The 18,665-nt window shown below is 75.4% G+C and carries 14 protein-coding genes; 4 read left to right on the top strand and 10 right to left on the bottom strand.

Going from position 1 to position 18,665, the window contains the following annotated elements:
* Positions 1–42: 42 nt before the first annotated feature.
* A complete protein-coding gene (locus GA0070614_RS08095) occupies positions 43–471 on the bottom strand; it encodes a MarR family winged helix-turn-helix transcriptional regulator (protein WP_088979314.1) in 429 nt (142 codons plus the stop codon).
* An 81-nt stretch (positions 472–552) separates the two neighbouring features.
* On the opposite strand from GA0070614_RS08095, the gene GA0070614_RS08090 reads away from it, so the two are divergent.
* The gene (locus GA0070614_RS08090; RefSeq protein ID WP_088975367.1) at positions 553–1,377 is read left to right on the top strand and encodes an SDR family NAD(P)-dependent oxidoreductase; all 825 of its coding nucleotides are present in this window, start codon (positions 553–555) and stop codon (positions 1,375–1,377) included.
* 221 nt (positions 1,378–1,598) lie between these two features.
* On the opposite strand, the gene GA0070614_RS30515 is transcribed toward GA0070614_RS08090, so the two are convergent.
* Positions 1,599–1,892 (bottom strand): hypothetical protein, encoded by a 294-nt coding sequence (locus GA0070614_RS30515; protein ID WP_088975366.1) that lies wholly within the window; start codon positions 1,890–1,892, stop codon positions 1,599–1,601.
* On the opposite strand from GA0070614_RS30515, the gene GA0070614_RS08080 reads away from it, so the two are divergent.
* Complete coding sequence (locus GA0070614_RS08080; RefSeq protein ID WP_088975365.1) at positions 1,893–3,287, top strand: tetratricopeptide repeat protein; 1,395 nt, start codon at positions 1,893–1,895, stop codon at positions 3,285–3,287. It begins immediately after the preceding gene.
* A gap of 51 nt (positions 3,288–3,338) precedes the next feature.
* Here GA0070614_RS08080 and GA0070614_RS08075 read toward each other — a convergent pair whose 3' ends face one another.
* The 3 genes from GA0070614_RS08075 to lpdA form a co-directional block, all read right to left on the bottom strand.
* Complete coding sequence (locus GA0070614_RS08075) at positions 3,339–4,670, bottom strand: low temperature requirement protein A (RefSeq protein ID WP_088975364.1); 1,332 nt, start codon at positions 4,668–4,670, stop codon at positions 3,339–3,341.
* A gap of 174 nt (positions 4,671–4,844) precedes the next feature.
* The gene (gene sucB, locus GA0070614_RS08070; protein ID WP_088975363.1) at positions 4,845–6,689 is read right to left on the bottom strand and encodes a 2-oxoglutarate dehydrogenase, E2 component, dihydrolipoamide succinyltransferase; all 1,845 of its coding nucleotides are present in this window, start codon (positions 6,687–6,689) and stop codon (positions 4,845–4,847) included.
* Positions 6,690–6,762: 73 nt separating this feature from the next.
* Positions 6,763–8,154 carry a dihydrolipoyl dehydrogenase gene (gene lpdA / locus GA0070614_RS08065; RefSeq protein ID WP_088975362.1) on the bottom strand — a complete coding sequence of 464 codons (1,392 nt, stop codon included), beginning with the start codon at positions 8,152–8,154 and terminating at the stop codon, positions 6,763–6,765.
* 178 nt (positions 8,155–8,332) lie between these two features.
* On the opposite strand from lpdA, the gene GA0070614_RS08060 reads away from it, so the two are divergent.
* Entirely contained in the window at positions 8,333–8,665 is a 333-nt protein-coding gene (locus tag GA0070614_RS08060; protein ID WP_088975361.1) for a hypothetical protein, read from the top strand.
* Between the two features lie 302 nt (positions 8,666–8,967).
* Here the strand turns inward: GA0070614_RS08060 and GA0070614_RS08055 are convergent, their stop codons facing one another.
* Positions 8,968–10,539: a leucyl aminopeptidase gene (locus GA0070614_RS08055; protein ID WP_088975360.1), complete on the bottom strand. Its 1,572-nt coding sequence runs from the start codon at positions 10,537–10,539 to the stop codon at positions 8,968–8,970.
* 163 nt (positions 10,540–10,702) lie between these two features.
* Here GA0070614_RS08055 and gcvT point away from each other — a divergent pair, with 163 nt between their 5' ends.
* Positions 10,703–11,827, top strand: a complete 1,125-nt coding sequence (gene gcvT, locus GA0070614_RS08050) for a glycine cleavage system aminomethyltransferase GcvT (RefSeq protein ID WP_088975359.1) — start codon at positions 10,703–10,705, stop codon at positions 11,825–11,827.
* 154 nt (positions 11,828–11,981) lie between these two features.
* Here gcvT and GA0070614_RS08045 read toward each other — a convergent pair whose 3' ends face one another.
* The 4 genes from GA0070614_RS08045 to GA0070614_RS31055 form a co-directional block, all read right to left on the bottom strand.
* Positions 11,982–13,277 (bottom strand): DUF2314 domain-containing protein, encoded by a 1,296-nt coding sequence (locus tag GA0070614_RS08045; RefSeq protein ID WP_088975358.1) that lies wholly within the window; start codon positions 13,275–13,277, stop codon positions 11,982–11,984.
* Positions 13,278–13,341: 64 nt separating this feature from the next.
* Positions 13,342–14,115 (bottom strand): adenosylcobinamide-GDP ribazoletransferase, encoded by a 774-nt coding sequence (cobS, locus tag GA0070614_RS08040; protein ID WP_088975357.1) that lies wholly within the window; start codon positions 14,113–14,115, stop codon positions 13,342–13,344.
* Entirely contained in the window at positions 14,105–16,075 is a 1,971-nt protein-coding gene (locus GA0070614_RS08035) for a bifunctional adenosylcobinamide kinase/adenosylcobinamide-phosphate guanylyltransferase (protein ID WP_088975356.1), read from the bottom strand. Before GA0070614_RS08035 ends, cobS begins: the two co-directional genes overlap by 11 nt.
* A gap of 48 nt (positions 16,076–16,123) precedes the next feature.
* Positions 16,124–18,556 carry a serine/threonine-protein kinase gene (locus tag GA0070614_RS31055; protein ID WP_231933580.1) on the bottom strand — a complete coding sequence of 811 codons (2,433 nt, stop codon included), beginning with the start codon at positions 18,554–18,556 and terminating at the stop codon, positions 16,124–16,126.
* Between the last annotated feature and the right edge of the window lie 109 nt (positions 18,557–18,665).

Below are 18,665 nucleotides of genomic sequence, written 5' to 3'. Positions count from 1 at the left end.
GACCCGGGGGCGGGGCGGTGCCCGTGTGGGGGCGTCGGCCGGTCAGTCGGCTCGGCGGATCGCCGTCACGCAGCGGGCGAGCAGGTCCCGCAACGCCTGCCGCTCCTCGGCGGTGAACTCGTCGGCGAGCCGCCGTTCGATCCGGACCGCGGCCCGGTCCGCGTGCGCGAGCAGGTCGCGGCCGGCGTCGGTCAGGCGCGTCTCGAGGACGTGCTGGTGCCACGGGTGGCGGGAACGGGCCACCAGCGCCCGCTCCTCCAGCGTCTTCAGCACCGCGGCCATGGCCTGCGGAGTGACCAGGCAGGCGCGGGCCAGCGCCGCCCCGGAGATGCCGGGGTTGCCGGCGAGCACGGAGAGCGCGGCGTACTGCGCGACGGTCAGGCCGGAGTCCCGCAGCGCCGCGCTCTTGGCCGACATCAGCGTCTGCTCCGCGCGCTTGATGTCCAGACCGAGGCGCTCCTCGGGCGGCATCTCCACGCCGCCGAGCATATCGGCTGGACCATCCATCAAGGGCCGTCCTACCATCAAGGCTTTGATGAAGGGGAGGCGCTGATGCGTGGCAGGACCGTTCTGATCACCGGTGCGACCACCGGCCTGGGCCGGCAGCTGGCCCGCGACCTCGCCGTCCGGGGCGCCCGGCTGCTCCTGCACGGGCGGGACGAGGGCCGGCTCGCGGTCGTCGTCGACGAGCTGTCCCGCTGGGCGCCCGCCGTCCGTGCCTACCGCGCCGACCTGGCCGACCTCGATCAGGTACGCGCCCTGGCCGCCGACGTGCGGCGCGCCGAGCCGCGATTGGACGTGCTGGTCAACAACGCCGCCGTCGCCGCCGCACCCGAGCTGCCCCGCCAGGTCAGCCGGCAGGGACACGAACTCTCCCTCGCCGTCAACCACCTCGCGCCGTACCTGCTCGTCCGCGAGTTGGCCCCGCTGCTGGCCGCCTCCGCACCGGCCCGGGTGGTGAACGTGGCCTCCATGGGCCAGGTTCCGCTGGACTTCGACGACCTCATGTTCGAACGGGACTACGACTGGGAGTTGGCCTACTGCCGCAGCAAGCTGGCGCTGATCATGTCGACCTTCGCGCTGGCCCCGGAGTTGCGCGACCGTGGCGTCACGGTCAACGCCGTGCACCCGGCCCACCTGATGGACACCCCGATGGTGCGGAGCAGTGGGCTCACCCCGGCCCTCGACGTGGACCAGGGCGCGCTGCCCACCCTGCGGTTGGTCGTCGACTCGGCCCTCGACGGCGTGACCGGCCGCTACTTCGACCGGTTCGACGATGCCCGGGCGCACGCGCAGGCGTACGACGCCGAGGCCGTCGCCCGACTGATGGCCGCCACCCGCGGCCTGGTCGCAGATCGCCCCGCCACCAGCAGGTAGCGGCAGGCGTAGGCGTCCCGGCCGTCGGAAGGAGGCCGTCGCCCCGGGGCCGGCCGGTGTCGCGCCGGGTGCGGATCGCGTCCATCGGCGCGATGGCCGATGAACCCGCACCCGGCGCGGCCCGGTCGCCCCCGGCCTGCCGGCGCGACCGGCCCAGGGCCGAACGGCGCCCGGCTAGCCAGGCCCGTGTCCGGCCGCCAGCCCCGTGTCGGGCGACCGGGTCAGGAGCGTCCCCAGGCGGAGCTGCAGCTCTTGAGGACGGAGGTGCCGTCGTCGATGCAGACGACCAGCTTCACCGGCTTCTCGTCGGTGATCATGTTGGTCGCCGTGCTCGTGCAGCTCCCGTCGTTCTTGGTGTCCCGGACCGAGGCCACCATCCGGTCGTTCTGGTCGGTCAGGTAGGCGAACACCGCAGCGCTGTCGGTCTTGATGTCGCAGGCCTTGATCTCCTCCGCGCCTTCCCAGCCGGCCACGTCGGCGTCGAAGAAGGCCTTGCCGGCGGCGTCTGCGGCCACGTGCCGCTGGCCATCCGCATCGTCGCCGCCCGGGCCCTCGAACTGCCCGACCGCTCCCTCGGCGAGCTGGTGGACGAGCTGAGCCAGGGCCGCCGCCTCGACGCCTTCGCCGGGTCCGACGGCCCCGACACCAACCTGCGCACCGTCTTCTCCTGGTCGTACCGGTCCCTGTCGGCGCCGGCGGCCGGGCTGTTCTGGCGGCTGGCGCTGCATCCCGGCCAGAGCGTCGGGACTCCCGCCGTGGCGGCGCTCGCCGGCGTCGACCTGTCGCGTGCCCGGGAGCTGGCCGGCGAGCTGACCCGGGCCAGCCTCCTGCACCGCACCGGGCCGGACCGCTACCAGTTCCACGACCTGGTCGGCGCGTACGCCACGGAGCTGGCCGGCGCGCCGGAGCACGTCGAGGAGCGCCGGCTCGCGCTGCGCCGGGTCCTCGACTGGTACCTGCACACGGTCGACGCTGCCGAGCGGCTGCTCCAGCCGCACCGGCCCCGCTTCGACCCGACGCCGCCGCCCCTGGTCGAGCCGCTGCGCTTCGACAGCTACGCCGACGCCCTGAGCTGGTGCGAGGCCGAGCGGTCCAGCCTCGTGCCGGTGGTGCGGGCCGCGGCGGCCAACGGGCTGCCCGGGCACGCGTGGCAGGTCGCGCTCGCCGCGTCGGCGTACTGGTACATCGCCAAGCGGCGCGAGGACTGGCTGGCGGCCGGCGAGATCGGGCTGGCCGCCACCCGGTCCCTCGGCGACCGGCGCGCCGAGGGGGCGCTGCTGATGAGGACGGCCACCGCGCTCTGTGAGAGCCGGCGCTACCCGGAGGCCATCGAGTTGTACCAGGATTCGCTGCGGGTGCAGGAGGCGAGCGGGTACCGCGACTGGCGGCCGACGACCCTCAACAGCCTCGCCGTCGCGCACGCCGAGGCGGGCCGGCCCGACCACGCGCTCGCCACGTTCGCCCTGGCCCGCGACGAGCACCGGCTCCAGGGCAACCGGTGGGGCGAGGGGGTGGCGTTGCAGAACATGGCGCAGTGCCACGCGCTGCTGGGCGAGCCGGAGAAGGCCGTCGCCCGCCACGAGGAGGCACTCACCGCCGTGCGCGACTGCGGCGACCGGTACGCGGAGGCCATCTGCATCGCCAACCTGGGCGAGGCCCACGCCGAACTCGGGGACCACGAGCGGGCGATCCGGCGCTTCCGGGAGGCGGCGCAGCTGCACGTGTCGACCGGCAACGCGCACGGCCGGGCGCGGACCCTGCTGGCGCTGGGCCGGTCCCTGACCGGGCGGGGCGACACCGACGCGGCCCGGTCCTGCTGGCGGGAGGCGCTGGCGGTCTTCGACGAACTCGGCGACCCCGAGGCCGACGAGATCCGCGCGCTGCTGCGCGAGCCGGCCACCCCCGCCTGAGCCGGCCGCCCCCGCTCGGCGCGGGGCAGGGTGCGCGTGGGCAGGGTACGGTCACCCCCGCTGCTCCTCCGGGCCGTCCTCGTGCCAGCGGGCGCGGAACTCCGCCTCGTGCGCCTCGTGGGTGGCGCGTTCCTGGAAGACCGCGTCGCGCAGCGCCTGCCGGGCGTCGCCCATGGTGATCACCTCGACCGCCACCAGGCCCACGCAGATCGCGGTGAGCAGGGACAGGGTCGCCAGCCCCGGCAGGTTCTCACCGACCGGGATGGCGGCGGCCAGCAGGAGCACGGCCCCGACCCGGCTCCACGACACGGTGTGCAGGGTCCGCAGCTGGAAGAGCATGTTGCCGACGAGGTAGCAGATCGTCCCGATGAACAGCAGCGGCACCTGTAGGCCGTGCGCCGGCTCGGTGATCGGCACGGAGGGGTCGGCGACGGCGTGCACGATCCCCTCGGCCCCGAGCGCGAACAGGATGATTCCGGCGATCATCGGCAGATAGCAGTACGCGTACGCGTCCCGGGCCATCGCCACCCGGGCCCGGCCCAGGGTGGCGTGCAGGGCGATCCGGGCGGCCGGCCCGATCACGTCGTAGTGGGCCCACCACAGGGCGGCCGTGAAGAAGATGCCCAGCACGGCGGCGACGACCGCCGGCCAGCTCGGTGGCTGGCCGAGCAGGTTGCTGCCCACCCCGACCGAGATCACCGACTCGCCCAGCGCGATGATCAGGATCAGGTCGTAGCGCTCCGTCCAGTGTTCGGCCGAGGCGACGCCCCAACCCCAGGTGCCGCCGATGATCCCGGTGCCGTACTGGAGCACCACCACGGTGATCCACAGCCCGTCCCGGACCAGCCCCGCCCGACCCAGGTCGTCGATCTGGGCCGGGATCAGCGCCGCGCCGAGCAGCAGCAGCGTGCTGAACACGATCTCCGGCAGGAACCGGAACACCTGGCGACGCTGGTGCGGGGTGTCCCGGACGACGTGGATGTACAGGATCATGTGCACGGCGCGGATGACCAGGTAACTGACCGCCACCACCACCGGCCCCGCGCTGTTCCGGCGCGGGTCGCCGAACGCCTGCGGCAGGGCCAGCGCGAAGCAGAACAGCGCGGCCATGCCCACCACCATCAGCACCGGCACGAAACCCTCGCCGAGCCGGATCCGGGTGGCCACCACGCTGTGCACCACCCAGGTCCACCAGAGCACCGCCAGCACCAGCACGCCGTGCAGCAGCGCCTGACCGGTGACCTCCATGGCGGTGGCCCGGGTGATGATGAAGAACGAGAAGACGAAGACCAGGTCGAAGAAGATCTCGAACCGGTCCACCCGGGCCCCGGGCGCGACGGCCACGGCCGGTCCCAGCCGTCCCCGCCCCCGACCGCCGCCCACCGATCGAGTCTGTCAGCGCCCACCCGGCGCTGGGCCGGAATCGAGGTCTTCGCCCGCCCCGCGCCGGGCCGCACTCGTCGTCCCGCGCCGCGCTGTGCCCGGGGGAGAGGCGGGAAACGCGGAAGGGGCGCGCGGCGGGTGCCGCGCGCCCCTTCCGGGGAGTTGCCTACCGGGTCAGAGACCCAGCTCGGCCTCGAAGTTGCCGGCCTCCAGCCGCTCCTTGACCGTGACCAGGAAGCGGGCCGCGTCGGCGCCGTCGATGAGCCGGTGGTCGTAGGACATGGCCAGGTAGACCATCGACCGGATCGCGACGACCTCGCCCAGCTCCGGGTCGTTGACCACGACCGGACGCTTGACCACGGCACCCGTGCCGAGCATCGCCGACTGCGGCGACGGCACGATCGGGGTGTCGAAGAGGGCGCCCCGGCTGCCGGTGTTGGTCAGCGTGAAGGTCGCCCCGGCGATCTCGTCCGGGCTGATCTTGTTGGTCCGGGTCCGCTCGGCCAGGTCGGCCACCCGCTTGGCGATGCCGCCGAGGTTGAGGTCACCCGCGTTGTGGATGACCGGCACCAGCAGACCGCGCTCGGTGTCCACGGCGATGCCGAGGTGCTCCGCGTCCGGGTAGGTGATCGTCCCGGCGTCGAGGTCCATGCTGGCGTTGACGATCGGGTGCGCCTGCAGGGCCTCGATCGCCGCGAGGGCGAAGAACGGCAGGAACGACAGCTTGACGCCGTGCCGCTGCTGGAAGGAGTCCTTCGCCCGGGCCCGCAGCTTGGCGATCCGGGTGACGTCCACCTCGACCACCGTGGTCAGCTGCGCCATCTCGTGCAGCGACTGCTGCATCCGCTTGGCGATGGCCGCCCGGATGCGCGGCAGCTTCTCGGTGGTGCCACGCTTCGCGCTCGGCTGCGGCTTGGCGGCCGGCTTGGCGGGGGCCGCGGCGGCGGCCGGCTGCTGCGCCGGGGCGGGGGCGGCCTTGGCGGCCTTGGCCTTCTCGGCCGCCTCCAGCACGTCCTGCTTGCGGATCCGGCCACCGACGCCGGTGCCGTTGACCGAGGACAGGTCGACGCCGTGCTCGGCGGCGAGCTTGCGCACCAGCGGGGTCACGTAGCCGGCGGCCTCCTCGCCACCACCCTGGGCGGGGGCGGTCGGACGCTGCGGCGCCGTCGTCGGGGCGGCCGGCTGCGCCGCCTGCTCGGCCTTGGCCGGCTGCTGCGCGACCTCGGCCTCCGCGGCGGGCTCGTTGTACGACATGCCCGGGGTCGGCTCCTCGACCTTCGGCTCGGGCTTCGCCTCGGCCTTCGGCTCCGGCTTCGGCTTCGGCTCGGGCTTGGGTTCGGCCTTCGGCTCCGGCTTGGGCTCGGGCTTCGCCTCGGCCGGGGCGGCGCCGGCCGCACCGATGATCGCCAGGTCGGCGCCGACCTCGGCGGTCTCGTCCTCGGCCACCTTGATCTCCAGCACGGTGCCGGCGACCGGGGACGGGATCTCGGTGTCGACCTTGTCGGTGGAGACCTCCAGCAGCGCCTCGTCGACCTCGACGGTCTCGCCGACCTGCTTGAGCCAGCGGGTGACCGTACCCTCGGTGACGCTCTCACCCAGGGCCGGCATCTTCACCGGGGTGCCCTCGCCCGACGGCGCCGGGGCGGCCTGCGCCTGCGGCTCGGCCGGGGCCGGCTGCTCCTGCTCCGGCTCCGGGCCGGTGCCCTCGGCGGCGGCCGTCGGCTCGGCGGCCGGCGCGGCCTCCTGGGCCGGGGCGGCCTCGCCGCCACCGGCGGACTCGCCCTCGCCGGCGATGACGGCCAGCTCGCTGCCCACCTCGGCGGTCTCGTCCTCGCCGACCACGATCCGGCTCAGCACGCCCGCCGCCGGGGACGGGATCTCGGTGTCGACCTTGTCGGTCGACACCTCGAGCAGCGGCTCGTCGACCTCGACGGTGTCGCCCTCCTGCTTGAGCCAGCGGGTGACGGTGCCCTCGGTGACGCTCTCGCCGAGCCGAGGCATGGTGACCGATACCGGCATCTTCTAAGACTCCTTCATTCCCCTGGTGCGATCACGCCCGTCTGCCGCCGGACGCCGCGGAATCACTTCTCGATCAGGCGTGCGCGTGCAGCGGCTTGCCGGCCAGGGCCAGGTGCGCCTCGCCCAGGGCCTCGTTCTGCGTCGGGTGGGCGTGCACGAGCTGCGCCACCTCGGCCGGGTAGGCCTCCCAGTTGTAGATGAGCTGGGCCTCGCCGATCAGCTCGCCGACCCGGGCGCCGACCATGTGCACGCCGACCACCGGACCGTCCTCGACCCGCACCAGCTTCACGAAGCCGGTGGTCTTGAGGATCTGGCTCTTGCCGTTGCCGCCCAGGTTGTAGTTGTAGCTCTTGACCTTGTCGGCCCCGTACTGCTCCTTGGCCTTCGCCTCGGTCAGGCCCACCGACGCCAGCTCCGGGTCGGAGTAGGTGACCCGCGGGATGCCGGCCTCGTCGATCACGGCCGGGTTCTGGCCGGCGATCTCCTCGGCGACGAAGATGCCCTGCTGGAAGCCACGGTGGGCGAGCTGGAGGCCGGGCACGATGTCGCCGACCGCGTAGACGTTCGGCACGCTGGTGCGCAGCCGCTCGTCGGTCAGCACGTAGCCGCGGTCCATCTTGACGCCCTGCTCCTCGTACCCGAGGTTGGCCGTGTTCGGGCCGCGACCCACGGCGACCAGCAGCAGCTCGGCCTCGACGGTCTCACCGCCCTGAATGGTCAGCTTGACGCCGTTCTCGGTCTTCTCGACCTTCTCGAACGGCTTGCCGACCTTGAAGTTGATCTTCCGCTTGCGGAAGGCCCGCTCCAGCGCCTTCGACGACTCCTCGTCCTCGGCGGCGACCAGCCGGGGCAGCGCCTCGACGATGGTGACGTCCACGCCGAAGGACTTCCACACGCTGGCGAACTCGACGCCGATCACGCCGCCGCCGAGCACGATCACCGACGAGGGGACGCGGTCCAGGGTCAGGGCGTGGTCGCTGGTGATGATCCGCTCGCCGTCGACCTCCAGGCCGGGCAGGGTCTTGGCGTACGAGCCGGAGGCCAGGACGACGTTACGGCCGGTGTAGCGCTTGCCGTCCACCTCGACGACGTTCTTGCCGACCAGCTTGCCGGCGCCCGCCACGAAGGTGATGTTCTTGGCGCTGCCCACCAGGCCCTGCAGGCCCTTGTACAGCCGGGAGACCACGCCGTCCTTGTACGAGTTGACGGCGGCCATGTCGATGCCGACCAGCTCGGCCTTGACGCCGAACTGCTCCGACTCGCGGGTCTGGTCGGCGATCTCGGCGGCGTGCAGCAGGGCCTTGGTCGGGATGCAGCCGTTGTGCAGGCAGGTGCCCCCGAGCTTGCCCTTCTCGATCAGCGCGACGGAGAGGTTCAGCTGGGCGGCACGCAGCGCCGCCGCGTAGCCGCCGCTGCCACCTCCGAGAATGACGATGTCGAAGGTTGCGTCGTTCGGCTCGCTCACGTCCAACTCCCAGGTCGCGTCGCTGCATCGGGGGTTACGGCGGAGTAACAGGCACACCCCACCTCGGTCATCTTGTCACCACCGCACAGCCCGCGCGTAGTGAGGTGCCCAACGACACGTCGCCGACACGTACGCTTGGCACCGACTTCGATGACGCACGGGGGAGGAGAAAAGTCGGGTGGGGCTCTTCCGACGACGTAAGAAGGCGGTCGGCGCGGTCAGCCGCGACCGTCCCGCCGACCGCGCCGACCTCGATCACCTCGAGAATTTCGTCCGCACCCGGCGCGGGGTCGAGGCGTACATCGAGCCGCGGACCACGGTCACCGAGACCACCGTCATCCTGATCGCCGACGACGGGGAGTGGACCCGCCGACGCGTCGAGGGGCCCGAGGGCGCCCGGCGCTTCGCCCACCGGCTCGCCATCCCGATCTATGACGTCCGGCTGATGGGCTACCCGCAGCGGATGCGCGACTACAACGAACGCCGCAAGCGCCGCCCCGAACTCTTCTGACCCCTGCCGCCCGCCACCCGCCACCGTCGCGCCGCATCTGCCGTCGACTCGCGCCCGCCGATGGGCGGCTGCACTTTCACGGAAAGAGTGGCTATTCCGCGTCGAACAAGCACTCTTTCCGTGAAAGTGCGCGGATCTTGGGCGGCGCCGCGTCGGGTCAGGCGGCGGCGGGTGTGGCATGGGGTGGCGTGGGGGCGGCGGGAAGCGGCGGGGCGGGGGTGGGGTGCGGGCTGGGCGCGTGGGGGGAACGGGGGCGGGGCGCCTCCCGGGAGGGAGGCGCCCCGCCGTGGTGTCGGGAGGCGTCAGCCGTTGGCGGCGACGTCCTCGACGAGCTGCACCAGGGTGCGGACCGGGACGCCGGTGCCGCCCTTGGTCCAGTAGCCGGTCGCCTCACCGGAGTGGTAGCCCGGGCCGGCGATGTCGATGTGCGCCCACGCCACCTCCTCGGTGACGAACTCGCGCAGGAACACGCCGCCCTGCAGCATGTGCCCGGCCCGGTCCATGCCCGCGTTGACCTGGGAGATGTCCGCGACGTCGGAGTCCATGCCCTTGCGGACGTCGTCCGGCAGCGGCATCGGCCAGGCCGGCTCGCCGACCGAGTCGCCGACGACCCGGACCCGCTCGCACAGCTCCGGGGTGCCCATCACGCCGGCGATCCGCTTGCCGAGCGCGACGACCTGTCCACCGGTCAGGGTGGAGGTCTCGAAGAGGTAGTCGGTGCCGTCCTCGCAGGCCCGGGCCATCGCGTCGCCGAGGATCATCCGGCCCTCGGCGTCGGTGTTGAGCACCTCGACCTTCTTGCCGTTGTACATGGTGATCACGTCGCCCGGCCGGTAGCTGGTGCCCGACGGCATGTTCTCCGCCATCGGCAGGTACGCGGTCACCGCCACCGACGGCCGCACGGCGGCGATCGCCAGCATCGCGGCGCCCACCGCCGCCGCGCCGGCCATGTCGGACTTCATCTCCCACATGCCCTGCGCCGGCTTGATCGAGATGCCACCGGTGTCGAAGGTGATGCCCTTGCCGACCAGCGCCACCCGCTTGCCGTTGCCGCCGCCGGACGGCGTGTAGGTGAGCTTGACCAGGCGCGGCGGAGCCTCCGAGCCCTGGCCGACGGCGATGATGCCGCCGTAGCCGCCGGCCCGCAGCGCCGCCTCGTCGAGCACCTCGACGCCGAGCCCGGCCGCGCGGGCGGCCTCGGCGACCGCGTCGGCGAAGGCCGGCGGGCGCAGCTCGTTCGGGGCGGTGTTCACCCAGTCGCGGCTGGTCCGCACCGCGGCGGCGACCGCGGTCGCCCGCTCGACCTCGCCGCGGGCGGTGGCGTCGGCGGCGTCCGGCACGGCGATCAGCACCTCGGCGACCGGCTCGCGGCGGGTCGGCTGCGGCTTGGTCTTGTACCCGGCGAACCGGTACCCGCCCAGCAGCGCGCCCTCGGCGACGGCGCGCAGCGCGGCCGGGGCGTCGGCGTCGTCGGGCAGCGGCAGGGTCAGCGCCACCCGGGCGGCGCCGGCGAGCGCCCGGACGACCGCGCCGGCGGCCCGACGCAGCGTCTCCGGGGCCGGGGCGGCGCCGGTCGGCTCGGGGCCGAGGCCGACGGCGGCGACCACCGGGGCGGTGACGGTGCCCAGCGTGGCCAGCTTGATCACCTCGCCGGGAGCGCCGGTCGCGCCGAGCAGCGCCAGCGTCTCGGTCAGCTTTCCGTCGAAGGCGGCGGCGATGCTCTCCGCGCCGCTGGCCAGCAGCAGGGTGCCGGCGAGGCCACTCGTGGCGGCCTGCTCTCCGGTCTGGCTGTGCACGCCGATCACGATCGCGTCGACGGCAAGCTCGGCGGGGTCGGTGTCGACCAGGCTCAGGGTGGTGCTGGGCGATGTCACTGAAGCTACTCCGGGCGGGCCGGGCCGGTCGCGTCGTCGCGTACCGGCGATGAAGGTCTCCGGCGGAACCTACCCGCCGGAAGCATGGCTGTCCCGCCGAACGCTGTCCCGACGGGTCCCGCCGATGCTAACCAGCGCTGCTGTTCCCGGTAAGTTCCCACCCATGACGGACGTGACCCCCGACGCCGCCGCGACCCGGCTGCGCCGTTCCCCGCTGCACGAGCGGCACACCGCTCTCGGCGCCAAGTTCGCCCCCTTCGGAGGCTGGGAGATGCCGCTGGAGTACGCCGGCGGCGGCGTGCTCAAGGAGCACACGGCGGTGCGTACCGCCGTGGGCGTCTTCGACGTGTCGCACCTGGGCAAGGCGCGGATCACCGGGCCGGGCGCGGCCGACTTCGTCAACTCCTGCCTCAGCAACGACCTGGGCCGGATCGGGCCGGGCCGGGCGCAGTACACGCTCTGCTGCGACGACGCGACCGGCGGTGTGGTGGACGACATCATCGCCTACCTGCACGCCGACGACCACGTCTTCCTCATCCCGAACGCGGCGAACACCGCCGAGGTGGTGCGCCGGCTGCGCGCCGCCGCGCCGGCCGGGATCACCGTCACCGACGAGCACGAGGCGTACGCGGTGCTGGCCGTGCAGGGCCCCCGCTCGGCGGAGCTGCTCGGCGCGCTGGGCCTGCCGACGGAGCACGGCTACATGAGCTTCTCCCCGGCCACCCTGGCCGGCGCCGACCTGACCGTCTGCCGCACCGGCTACACCGGTGAGCTGGGCTACGAGCTGGTGGTGCCGGCCGAGCACGCCGTCGCGGTCTGGGACGCGCTCTTCGCCGCCGGTGTCGAGCTGCGGGCGTGCGGGCTGGGCGCCCGGGACACCCTGCGGACCGAGATGGGCTACCCGCTGCACGGGCAGGACCTGTCGCTGGAGATCACCCCGGTGCAGGCGCGCTCCGGCTGGGCGGTCGGCTGGGAGAAGCCGGCCTTCTGGGGCCGCGACGTGCTGCTCGCGGAGAAGGCCGCCGGCCTTCGGCGTACGCTGCGCGGCCTGGAGGCGGTCGACCGGGCCATCCCACGCGCCGGCATGGCCGTGTACGCGGGCGACGCGCAGGTCGGCACGATCACCAGCGGCACGTTCAGCCCGACGAAGAAGCAGGGCATCGCCCTGGCCCTGCTCGACACCGATCCGAAGCTCGCCGACGGCGACGTGGTGGAGGTCGACATCCGGGGCCGTCGCGCCCAGATGCGCGTCACCCGGCCCCCGTTCGTCCAGCCCTCGGTCAAGTGAGCCGACCCCGCCGCCCCTGAGGACGCCCGGCGACGGTGCCCCCGCTCGGTGGGTTGATCAAGAGGTTCGGGCCTCCTGCCGCCCGGATCCGGACCAGAACTTCTTGATCAACGCCGTCGGGCGGGGCGCGGGCCCGCGCCCGGGTGCGGGTGGGTCAGTGGGAGGGGTGGGGGCGTTCGCCGGCGTCCAGGACGGCCTGGGTCCAGCCGCCCTCGATGACGCCGGTGCCGTCGAGCAGGGCCCAGTCGACGATGTCCGTGGACTCCACCACGACCGGGGAGCCGATCCGCACCGACGGGTCGGTGTTGGCGTCGCTGGCGCTCGCCCCGACGATCCGCTCCGGCGTCTCCCACGAGGTCACCCCCGCCCAGACGTACTCGGGGCCCTCGTCGCCGGGGAGGCCGTACTTCACCACGAGCTGGGACTCCGCGGGGAGCTGACCGGCCAGGAACCGGGCCCGGATGCCGTCCAGGCCGGCCCGCGCGGTGGCGACCGCCCGGCTCATCGCGTCACCCGAGCGGGCGTAGCGGACGTCGGGCTGGATGCCGGAGAAGAGCGTGGCGCAGGCCGCCGCGAAGTACTTCCCGTCCGGCCCCGGGTGCCCGGGCGGCGGGCGCAGGCTGAGGAACGAGTCGGCCTCCGGGTCGGTCGCCGGGTCCAGCTCCAGCCGCAGCAGCACCGGGGCCGTCGCGCCGTGCTGCTCCGGGTTGCCGTACGCCACCGCGATGTCGTGCCCGGTCACCGTGGCCAGCACCGGCAGCTGCACGAACGCCGGCACCTCCTCGCCGGCCAGCCCGTCGGTCCAGTCCCGCAGCAGCCGGCGGGCCGCCCCGGTCATCACCGCGCCCCAGGCCCGGGTGAGATGGTCCGGCACGCCCTGGGTCTGCAGCTCCAGCAGCCCGAAGCGGCGCAGCCCCTTGGTGGTGAACCAGAGCCCCTCCGCGTCGGACGAGTACGGCACCAGCACCCAGTCGACGAGGCGTACCCGGCCGTGCTCGTCCGGCAGCGAGCGCAGCGCCGTCGCCGGGTCGAGGAACTGCAGGCCGAAGACGTCCACCACGTCGCCGTCGACGGACTCGGCGACCGCGGCGGCGACCGCCCGGGCCGCCCACTCGTGCGCCGGCGGCCAGCCCGGCCGGTACTCGGCCTGCACCACCACCAGGTGGCTCGCCGCGGCCAGCCGGCCCAGCTGCGCCTCGGTGGCCCCGAACGCGGTGAGCAGGTCCGGCGGCAGCTGCGGGAACTCGTCGATCGAGCGGGTGTCCACGCTCATCAGCGGGCTGTCCAGCATCTGCGTGGCCAGCCCGTGCACCGGCGGGGCCAGCCGCCCCTCCAGGGCCCGCACCGCCGTCTTCGGGCTCACCCGGGGCAACCCCGCCATCGGCACCAGGTAGGTCGCGCTCAGCGACTCCGGCACCGGGACCGGCAGGAAGTCGTCCGTGATGAGCATGCGTCCCCCAGTGCGCCGCGCCGGTGCCGTCGGGGCAAACGCTACCCGTCGCCGCCCGCCGCGTTCAGCCGGACAGCACGACCCCGAGGTAGACCAGCGTGGTGACCAGCTCCACACCGGCCCCGAGCACGTCGCCGGTGACGCCGCCGAGCCGGCGTACCACGTGGCGCAGCAGCCCGACCGCGACGGCGAGCGCGGCCAGCACGGCGAGTGGCCCCTGCCACGGGCGGCCCGGCACCGCCGGGACCGCCGCGAGCGCGACGGCGACCGTGCCGGCCACCAGCGCCACCGGGCCCACCGTGCCGGCGACCAGCGCGCCCAGCCCTTCCGGCCGGGCCGCCGGCACCCCGCGCCGGCAGGCGAAGGCCACCGCGAGCCGGCCCGCCGCCGTCGCGGCGACCACGCCCGCGAGCGCCGCGAGCCACGACCGCCCGGCCAGCTCCGCGAGCGCCGCCGCCTGCAGCAGCAGGACGACCACCAGCGCGACCACCCCGAACGGCCCCACGTCCGGCTTCTTCATGATCTCCAGCGCGGCCGCTCCCCGCCGGTACGACCCCAGCGCGTCCACGACGTCGGCGAGCCCGTCCAGGTGCAGGCCCCGGGTGACCAGGGCGGCGCAGCCCACCGTCACCCCGGCGGCCACCAGCGGCGGGGCGAACCCGGCCGACAGCAGCAGCACCCCGCCCAGCGCCGCGCCGAGCACCGCCCCGACCAGCGGGGCGAGCGCCATCGCCCGGCCGGCCACCGCCCGGTCGATCCGGCCGGCGCGCACCGGCAGCGTGGTGAAGGTGGTCAGCGCCAGCCGCAGGGCGTCGGCGCGGCCCGGCTCAGCCGGCACGCCGGCCGGACGGGTCCCGCTCCGGGGCGCCGGGGCCGGCCGGCTCGGGCGCGCCGAAGTCCGGCTCGGTGGTGGTCCGGCCGGGCTCCGTGTCGCCGAAGTCCGGTGCGGTGGTGGTCGGGCCCGGCCCGGCGGGCTCCGGCTCGGCGAAGTCGGGCTCCGCCGTGGTCGTCGGCCCCGGCCCGGCCGGCTCCGGCTCGGTGAAGTCCGGCTCGTCGGCGTCCGGCCCGCCCAGCCGGGGGTGGGTGGGCAGCCCGGCGGCCAGCGACAGCACCGAGCGCAGCAGCGGCAGCGCCGCCAGCGCGTTCGCCCCCTCGCCGAGGTCCAGCCGCAGGTCGAGCAGGGGGGTCAGGCCGAGCACGTCGGCGGCGAGCCGCACCGCCGGGTGACCGCCGTGGTCGGCCAGCAGGCACCAGTGCCGGGCCTGCCCGGCCAGGTCGCGGCTGATCATGCCGGCGGCGAGGCCGACCGGGCCGTCCAGCATCACCGGCAACCGGCGGGCGGTCGCGCCGAGCAGCACGCCGGTGGCCACCGCCACGTCCCCGCCGCCCAGCTCGGCCAGCACGTCCTTCGCGTCCCGGGGGGAGCGGCGGGTGCGGTGCAGCGCGTCGCGCACCGCGGCGCAGCGCACCATCCAGGCGGCGTCGTCGATCTCGCCGTCGGCGGTGACCACCCGGCCGAGCACCGCCGGGGCCTCCGCGCCGGCGGTCGCGGCGAGCACCGCGGCGGCCGCCGCCTCGGTGCCGGCGCCGCACGCCCCCAGCACCAGCAACTGGACGCCCGCGTCCGCGGCCTCCTCGGCCAGCCGCCAGCCGTGCCGCAGGGACGACTCGACGGCGGCGGCGCCCAGCGCGGGCTCCTGCTCCATCGGCGCGGACGACGGGGTGTCCACCACCTGGAGGCCGGCGCCGATCTCGGCGGCCAGCCGGGCCAGCGTGCCCCGGCCCTCGCGGGCCTGCCGGGCCAGCCGCGACGACTCACCGGGTGGCGCCCCGGCGGCGGCCCCACCGGCGTGGTCGCCGTGCAGCAGCAGCACCCGCACCCTCGACCACGGGACGGGGGTGGCGGTGCCCTGGGTGGCGGCGGCGAAGCCGACCACCCGCTCCAGCGTCCCGAACCCGGCGCCCGGGACGTCCAGCGTGCCGAGCCGGTCGACCGCCTGCGGCCCGGCGTACTCGTCGGGCATGGGCAGTTCCATGCCGGGCTGGATGACCAGGCCGGTGGCGACCATCGGCAGCGCCATGGTGGGCGCGGCCCAGGCGGTGCCGTCGGGCTGCGCGGCGGCGGCCGGCGCGGTGGGGGTCAGCACGTCGGGCAGCGGCGGGTGCGCCTCGGGGACGGTGGTCGGCGCCCCCCCGGTCGCGTCCGGCGCGGTGGGCCGGGCCTGCGCGGGCACGTCGACCGCCCGTGCGGCGGCCGGCTTGAGCCAGACCGGCTGGCCGGCGACCACCAGCGCCACCGCGTCACAGGCGTCGGCGACGGCCCGGTTCGCCGCGCCGAGGGCGTCGGTGAACGCCCGGCCCAGCGGGGTGGTCGGCACCAGCGACAGCCCCACCTCGGGGCTGACCAGCACCACCCGCGCCTCGGTGTCGCGCACCGCCGCCGCCAGTTCGGCCACCGTCGCCACGTCGTCGGCGGGCTGGTGCGCCGGGTCGAGCAGCACCGTCACCCAGCCGCCCAGGTCGTCCACGAGCAGCGTCTCGTTCGGCCCGGCGGCGGCGATCACGTCGGCCAGCCGCCGCGGATCCGCCGCGGTCTCCTCGGTCGTCCAGCTGCCCGGACGGCGTTCCCGGTGCGCCGCCAGCCGGGCGGCCCACTCGGTGTCCTCCGGGTCGCCGGTGGCCGAGGTCGCCACGTACCGCACCGTGGGCGCGTCGGCCACCAGGGACTCGGCGAACTCCGACTTGCCCGAGCGGATGCCGCCGAGCACCAGGACCGTGTTCCACCCGTCAACGGACATGCCCGTACCTTAAAGCCGCCCGGCGCGTCGCCGCCGGGCGGCCCGGACTCAGCCGCAGTGCTCGAAACCGCTGCCGTAACTGGCGCCGCCGGTCGCGCCGCCCCACTTCACGCAGATGCCGGCGGCTGCGGCCCGGACCGGTCCGGCGTAGTACTCGAACGCGCCGCTGTCGGTGCTGCGGGGCTTGCCCTGCACCTCCAGGTACGCCGACACCGTGGTCCGCTCGCCGACCGCCGTCTCCTTCATGGTGACCACGCAGTTCGCCTTGGTGGAGCCGTTCCAGAGCAGGTACACCCGCCCCTTGCGGACGCCGCCGGAGGTCAGCGTCGCCGAGTCGACGACCTGGTAGCCGCTGCCGCAGACCTGCGCCGGGGTGTACGGGTTCTTCCGCTGCGGCCCGGTGGTGGTCGGGCCCGGCTGCGGGGCGGTGCCGGTGGACGCGCCGGCCGAGGGCTCGCCGCCCGGGCGCGGACCGGCCGTCCCGGTCGTGCCGGCGGTGGGGCCCGCCGAGGCCGAGCGGGTGCCGGTGACACTGGCCGTGGGAGCGGGCCGCGCGCTGCGGGTGCCGCTCGCCTCCGGCGCCGGCTGCGGGGCCTGCACGGTCGCCGACCCTTCCGGCAGCGCGGTGCCGCCGCCCCGGGCCGGCTCGTCCGGTTGCAGCGCCACGACCGCGCCGATCCCGGCCAGCACGGCCACCACCGCACCGGCCGCCCCGGCCAGCGCCAGGCGACGCCGGCGGGCCGCACCGGCGGCCGGGTCCTCCCGGGTCGGGTTGCTCTCCGGTGGCACGTACCGGCTCGGGTAGCCCGCCGGGGGCGTCGCCTGCTGTCCACCCGTCACGGCCGGGTACGGCCCACCGGGGTACGGCTGTCCGCCGGCCGTGAACGGCGGGGCGGACGGGTGCCCGGCCGGAGCGGACGCGCCCGGCGGGGGCGCGGCGAGCGCGCCGCTCTGCTGCCACGGGGGTGCCACGACACCGGGCGTGACGCCGGCCTGTGCGGGCGTGGTGCCGGCCTGCGCGCCGGTGCCCGGGTGTCCCGGTCCGCCGGGCTGGCCGGTCCGGTCCGGCCCACCGGAGGCCAGGGACGGGCCGCCCCACGGTGCTGCGGCACCCGCAGCCGGTACCGCCCCACCTGCCCCGGCCCGGTCGCCGAGCGGACCGGCGGGCGAGAGGGGCACGGCAGGGCCGGGGTGCCCGACGCCGGAGTGCGGCGCGGGCGCGGGGTGGCCTGCGGACGGGACGGAGCCGCCCGGGACGGCCACCGGCCCGCTCCCCGTCCCCGTCGATGCCGTCCCGGACGCGGCCCCCGCACCGGGCAGGGCGGGCGCTCCCGCCCCGGACGGACCGGACGCGGCTCCCGCGCCGACCCCCGCCCCGGGCAGGGCGCCGGCGGCTCCCGGGCCGGGCAGTGCGCCTGCGGCTTCCGCCCCGGGCAGGGCGCCGGCGGCCCCCGGGCCGGGCAGGGCGCCGGCGGGTCCTGTGGCGAGCGGGCCGGCGGCGACGGATCCGCCCGACCGGTCGCCCTCGGCCGGCGTGCCGGACGGGCTCGCGCCCGACGGGACCGGTGGCCCGGCCGGGACCGACGGCACCGGCAGTGCGGGGCCCTCCAGCGCCCACGGCGGGCGCGGCGGCGCCGCCAGCACGGCGAGCGTGGCGTCCCGGGCGTCCAGGGCCCCGTCGGCCAGGGCCGCGGCGCTGGGCCACCGGTCGCCCGGGCTCTTGGCCAGCGCCCGTGCGATCACCGCCGCCACCGCCGGCGGGGTGCCCGCCGGCAGGGGCGCCGGCTCGTCCTGGGCGTGCCGCAGGGCCACCTGAAGCGGGTTCTCCCCGGCGAACGGGGGCTGCCCGGCCAGGCAGTAGTACGCCACCGCGCCGAGCGCGTACACGTCCGTGGCCGCCGAGACCGGCTGACCGGTCGCCTGCTCCGGCGACATGTACGACGCGGTGCCCAGCACCATGTGCGCCGCGGTGAGCGAGGCCATGGTGCTGGACCGGGCGATGCCGAAGTCGACGAGCACCACCGTCCCGTCCCGCTTCACCAGCAGGTTGCCCGGCTTGACGTCGCGGTGCACGATGCCGGCGGTGTGCGCGGCGTGCAGCGCGGCGGCGGCCTGCGCCACCACGGACATGGTGGACGCCGGGTCGAGCCGGCCGGCCCGCCGCACCCAGGTGACCAGCGGCTCCCCGTCGACGTACTCCATCACCAGGTAGCTGACCCGGCTGCCGTCGGCGAGCGTCGCCGAGCCGAAGTCGTGCACCGCGACGATGCCCGGGTGCCGCAGCGCGGCCATCATCCGGGCCTCGGCGTGGAATCGGGTGGTGAACTCGGGATCCTCGACCAGCGACGGCAGCAGCACCTTCACCGCCACCTCCCGGTCGAGCAGGGTGTCGACGCACCGCCAGACCGCCCCCATGCCACCGGTCGCCACACGTTCGCTCAGCCGGTACCGGTTGCTGAGCACCACTCCTTGAGTCAGCACCGCGCCACCGTACCGGCAGACGGCGCGGCCGGTGATCACCCGGCGGGCCCGCCCCTGGGGTGAGCGTCGCGCCGCCGGGCAGCGAGCCGACTACGCTTGCGGGGTCCGT

It is taken from the genome of Micromonospora coxensis, assembly GCF_900090295.1.
GTDB classification, from domain to species: domain Bacteria; phylum Actinomycetota; class Actinomycetes; order Mycobacteriales; family Micromonosporaceae; genus Micromonospora; species Micromonospora coxensis.
This window is presented reverse-complemented; position numbering and strand designations above follow the sequence as displayed.

Excerpts from the sequence above, each read along its gene's own strand:
- GA0070614_RS08095 (WP_088979314.1), bottom strand. The coding sequence starts at position 471 with ATGCCGCCCGAGGAGCGCCTCGGTCTGGACATCAAGCGCGCGGAGCAG.
- GA0070614_RS08090 (WP_088975367.1), top strand. The coding sequence starts at position 553 with ATGCGTGGCAGGACCGTTCTGATCACCGGTGCGACCACCGGCCTGGGC.
- sucB (WP_088975363.1), bottom strand. The coding sequence starts at position 6,689 with ATGCCGGTATCGGTCACCATGCCTCGGCTCGGCGAGAGCGTCACCGAG.
- gcvT (WP_088975359.1), top strand. The coding sequence starts at position 10,703 with ATGACGGACGTGACCCCCGACGCCGCCGCGACCCGGCTGCGCCGTTCC.
- GA0070614_RS08045 (WP_088975358.1), bottom strand. The coding sequence starts at position 13,277 with ATGCTCATCACGGACGACTTCCTGCCGGTCCCGGTGCCGGAGTCGCTG.
- GA0070614_RS08035 (WP_088975356.1), bottom strand. The coding sequence starts at position 16,075 with ATGTCCGTTGACGGGTGGAACACGGTCCTGGTGCTCGGCGGCATCCGC.